The 4,429-nt window shown below is 61.8% G+C and carries 3 protein-coding genes; 2 read left to right on the top strand and 1 reads right to left on the bottom strand.

All coding sequences use genetic code 11. From position 1 onward, the window contains the following. Both ACTIEN_RS21810 and atzF read left to right on the top strand, forming a co-directional pair. Positions 1–818: ATP-binding cassette domain-containing protein (locus ACTIEN_RS21810; RefSeq protein WP_439525250.1), on the top strand; the 818-nt coding region annotated here is incomplete at its 5' end. A 12-nt stretch (positions 819–830) separates the two neighbouring features. Then, positions 831–2,654: an allophanate hydrolase gene (atzF, locus tag ACTIEN_RS21805; protein WP_439525249.1), complete on the top strand. Its 1,824-nt coding sequence runs from the start codon at positions 831–833 to the stop codon at positions 2,652–2,654. A gap of 543 nt (positions 2,655–3,197) precedes the next feature. Here the strand turns inward: atzF and ACTIEN_RS21800 are convergent. Then, positions 3,198–4,429: sugar ABC transporter permease (locus ACTIEN_RS21800; protein WP_439525248.1), on the bottom strand; the 1,232-nt coding region annotated here is incomplete at its 5' end.

Below are 4,429 nucleotides of genomic sequence, written 5' to 3'. Positions count from 1 at the left end.
GTGCGCTGGTGCAGGTGCGCGACCTGGTCAAGACTTACCCTGGAAAATCCGGACCGGTCCACGCGGTCAAGGGCATTTCCTTCACCATTCGCGAAGGACAAAGCGTCGGGCTGGTGGGCGAGTCGGGCTGTGGCAAGTCGACCACATCGTCGATGCTGGTGCGGCTGCTGGACCGCACATCGGGTGATATCCTGTTCGAGGGGTTGGACATTGCCGACATTCCCGCCGACCGGTTCGTGCGCGACAAGCGGCGCAGCCAGATCCAGATGGTGTTCCAGGATGCCACCGACAGCCTGAACCCCCGCCATTCCGCCCGCCAGACCATCGCCGACCCGATCCTTCGGATGAGCGATCTGCGCGGGTTGGCCCTGCAGACGCGGATCGAGGAACTGGCGACGCTATGCGGCCTTCCGATTTCGTTGCTGGACCGCTTTCCGCATCAGCTTTCGGGTGGACAAAAGGCGCGGGTCGGCATCGCGCGGGCCATCGCGCTTGATCCGAAGTTCCTGATCCTGGACGAGCCGACGGCAGCGCTCGACGTGTCGATCCAGGCGGTCGTGCTGAACCTGCTTGCGGACCTGCGCGCCCGTCTTGGCATGACTTACCTCTTCGTCAGTCATGACCTGAACGTTGTGCGGCTTCTGTGCGACCACGTCATCGTCATGCAGGGCGGCGAAATCGTCGAACAGGGGCCTGCAACGCAGGTCATGGACGTACCCAGTCACCCTTATACCCGCACCCTGCTGGCCGCAGCTCCCAAACCCCCGACCACGAAAACCAACATCACCGACCCTGCAGCAAAATCCGCTGCCGAATAAGAGAACATACCCATGACCACGCCGCTTTCCGACCTGCCCTTCACCCTCACTGCCCTGCACGATGCCTATGCTGCAGGCGTGTCACCCGCAGAGGTCATGACAGAAGTCCTTGCACGTCTGGACGCCGTGCAGGATCCGGCGATCTTCATTCACCTGGCCACTGCTGAAGACCTCGCGGCCGAGGCCGAAGCCCTGGGTCCCTTCGACCCCGACCGCCCACTTTGGGGGATGCCCTTTGCGGTCAAGGACAATATCGACGTGGCCGGGATGCCCACGACAGCCGCCTGCCCGGATTATGCCTATGCCCCCGACAGCGACGCTTTTGTCGTGGCACGCTTGCGTGCGGCCGGGGCCATTCCCATCGGCAAGACCAACCTCGATCAATTCGCCACCGGCCTTGTCGGCGTGCGTTCGCCCTACGGTGTTCCGCGCAACGCGCTGGATGAAGAGATTGTGCCGGGAGGCTCGTCCTCTGGCTCAGCCGTGGTGGTGTCGCATGGGATCGTGCCCTTTGCGCTTGGCACCGACACCGCCGGGTCGGGCCGCGTGCCCGCCGCGCTGAACGGGATCGTAGGGCTGAAGCCCAGCCTCGGCGCGCTATCGGCCAGTGGTGTCGTGCCTGCCTGCCGGACGCTCGACACGATCTCGATCTTCGCGCTGACCGTGGCCGACGCGCATGACGTGTTTCGATCCGCTGCCGCATTCGATCCCGCTGAGGCCTATTCCCGCCTCCTGCCTGCGGCCCCAATGCCGCTCGCATCTCCCGCGCCGCGCATCACGGCGCCGAATGCCGCCAGCCTGATCTTCTTCGGTGACCACGTGCAGGCGGCGGATTTCGAGGCGACGCTGACGACGCTGGCCGAAGGCGGCGCACGGATCGACCGGGTCGATTTCACGCCCTTCTACGACGTCGCACAGATGCTTTATGACGGCGCCTGGATCGCCGAGCGATATGCCGCCATCGAAGGCATGATGACAACCCGGCCAGAGGCCGTGCATCCAGTGACCCGCGACATCATCGCCAAGGCCGAGGGCCAGAGCGCGGTGGATGCCTTCAACGGGTTTTACCGGCTGGCGGATTTGCGCCGCGACTGCGCGCCGATCCTCGACCGCACCGACATGCTCTGTGTCCCGACGATCCCAAGTTTCGTCACGCGCGCCGCACTTGACGTCGACCCGGTCACGCCCAATTCCAACTTGGGAACCTACACCAATTTCGTGAACCTTCTGGACCTCTGTGCGCTTGCGGTGCCAACCGGCCCGCGCCGCGACGGTCGGCCTGGAGGCGTGACACTGATCGCGCCCGCAGGCGAGGATGGCGCGATTGCGGCGCAAGGGCAGCGTCTGACCGACACCCGCCGGCCCATGCTTGGGGCGACAGGGATCCAGACGCCCGATCTGCCAAACCCGCAGCCTGCCCCCTTGTCCGCGAGCGAGATGACACTTGCTGTCTGCGGCGCCCATATGTCGGGCTTGCCGCTCAGCCATGAATTGACATCGCGCGGAGCGCGGTTTCTGAAAGCCACACAGACGGCGCCCTGCTACGCCCTTTATGCCCTGCCAGGCGGACCTCCGGCCCGTCCAGGCCTTTACCGTTGCGACGATGAACACGGCACCTCTATCGCAATAGAGGTTTGGGCCATCCCGAAAGAGGCCATGGGCGATTTCATCGCAGGTATTCCTGCGCCGCTGGTCATTGGCACCGTCGAGATCGAGGATGGAGCACAGGTGAAGGGCTTCCTTTGCGAAGCCAGTGGCTTGGGTCATGCCGAAGACATCAGCGGACTTGGTGGCTGGCGTCGCTTTCTGGAACGGAACAGAAAGGTGCGCGCATAGTCAGCATCCATCTTGTTGAACGAAAACTTCGCCAGCAAAATGTGAGCGCAGGATCAGACGCGCTGTCGACCGTCAAAACGGGCTTGAAGATGCCGTGAACCGCACCTGGTGGCGGAGGCTCCAACTCTTGAGCAGGAGAAAGGAGTGCGAGCACGACAGCGCACATGGATTTCCCCAAGGTGCACGCGTGGGTCGTTCGCTTGGTTCAGGTCAATCAAGGGCAGCATGACAGCCGCTGGTCGCGGATCCTGTCGATTTCCTCAAAGATCGCCTGTGCGTCGTTGGCGCTGCATGAATGGGGAGACTACGCCGATAGCAGGTGCTGGATCGGGCGGACACCTTTCTAGATGCGAAATCATTGCACGCGCAGTTGTGGCGCTGTGTGAAACCCGCACTGTCCTCCCTGAAGAAGACGGAAACACGGGAACGGTGTTGCCTTGCGATTTTGCAGGACACATGCCGTTCAAGGCCGCACCCGCCCCGCAAGATCAAGAACTGGGACACATTGGCAAAGACGATCATCATGTAACAGGCAAGACTGGTCTATCCGGCTGGACCGGCCAGTTTCTCAATGCCGCGATCAATGGATACGGCCAAGACCAGCAAAAGGCCCGTTACAATCAACCGCGCTTCATTGGCCACGCCCATCAGATTGAGGCCGTTGGATACCGTGCCAATGATCAGCGCCCCGAACAGCGCACCAATCACCATTCCGCGGCCGCCAAATAGACTAACACCACCAATGACAGCAGCAGCGATGCTTTCAAGGAGCAATGCTCCGCCACCGACCCCGCCGCCGGAGGAGACCGAGACACCGAGAATACGCGACGCCGAGAGGATACCGCCGAAAGCCGCCAGGCCGCCGGCAATGGCGAAAGCCGTGATCTTGATCCGATCGACCTTGATTCCAGCACGTCGCGCGGCTTCGGCATTGTCACCGATGGCGTAGAGATAGGTGCCAAACCGGGTTTCATGGGCAATGTAGGACATGACGCCGAGCAAGCCGATAAACAGGATCACCGGCATCGGTAAACCACGCTGGTTTTCTAGGAACAGTAAGAGAGCGATTAGCACTGCTCCGACAATTGCCACTGGAAAGAGAACGGCGCCGCCAAGCGAGGCGGGTAGATCCGCGCGTTGCCGTGAACGGAAGGTTGTCAGCCGGATCAGTGCAAAAATCGCGATGGCACTCAACACCAGCGCCCACGCTCCAAGGCCAGACACATAGGTCGCCGCCAGGTTCTCGACGCCGGTATTGAGAAGGTTGTAGCGCCCAGTATTGGGCAGGAGCAGCAATTGCACACCGTTGAGCAAGAGTCCCACCCCAAGCGTAACCACAAACGAGGGCACGCCAAGCAGCGTGATCCATCGCGCCGATGCAGCCCCGATGAGCAGGCCGATCCCCACGCCCAGGAGGATGGCGAGGGGGATCGGGAGCCCGGCATCCACAACCATTTTGGCCATGAACACCGCTGCGACGCCGGAGGTAGCGGCCACAGACAGATCGATTTCACCGGTGAGCAGAACAAAGACCAACCCCAGAGCGATGATCCCGGTTACCGTGGACTGAATCAGCAGGTTATTGAGGTTGCGGCTGGTCAGAAAGACATCCGACTGAAAGGAAAAGAAGATCAGTAGCGCGACCAGCCCAAGCGCCACGGGCACAAAGCGCAGTTCATTGCCGAGCCGTTCCGTCAGGCCACGCGTCGCAAGGGCTGTCGACTTTGGTTTTGTATTATCTATCATGGGATTGCCCGCCTTTTCCGGCCATGTTG

The sequence above is a fragment of the Marivita sp. genome, from assembly GCF_051859345.1.
Taxonomy (GTDB): domain Bacteria; phylum Pseudomonadota; class Alphaproteobacteria; order Rhodobacterales; family Rhodobacteraceae; genus Marivita.
The sequence above is the reverse complement of the archived record's forward strand: the minus strand, read 5'-3'. Positions and strand labels throughout refer to the sequence as shown.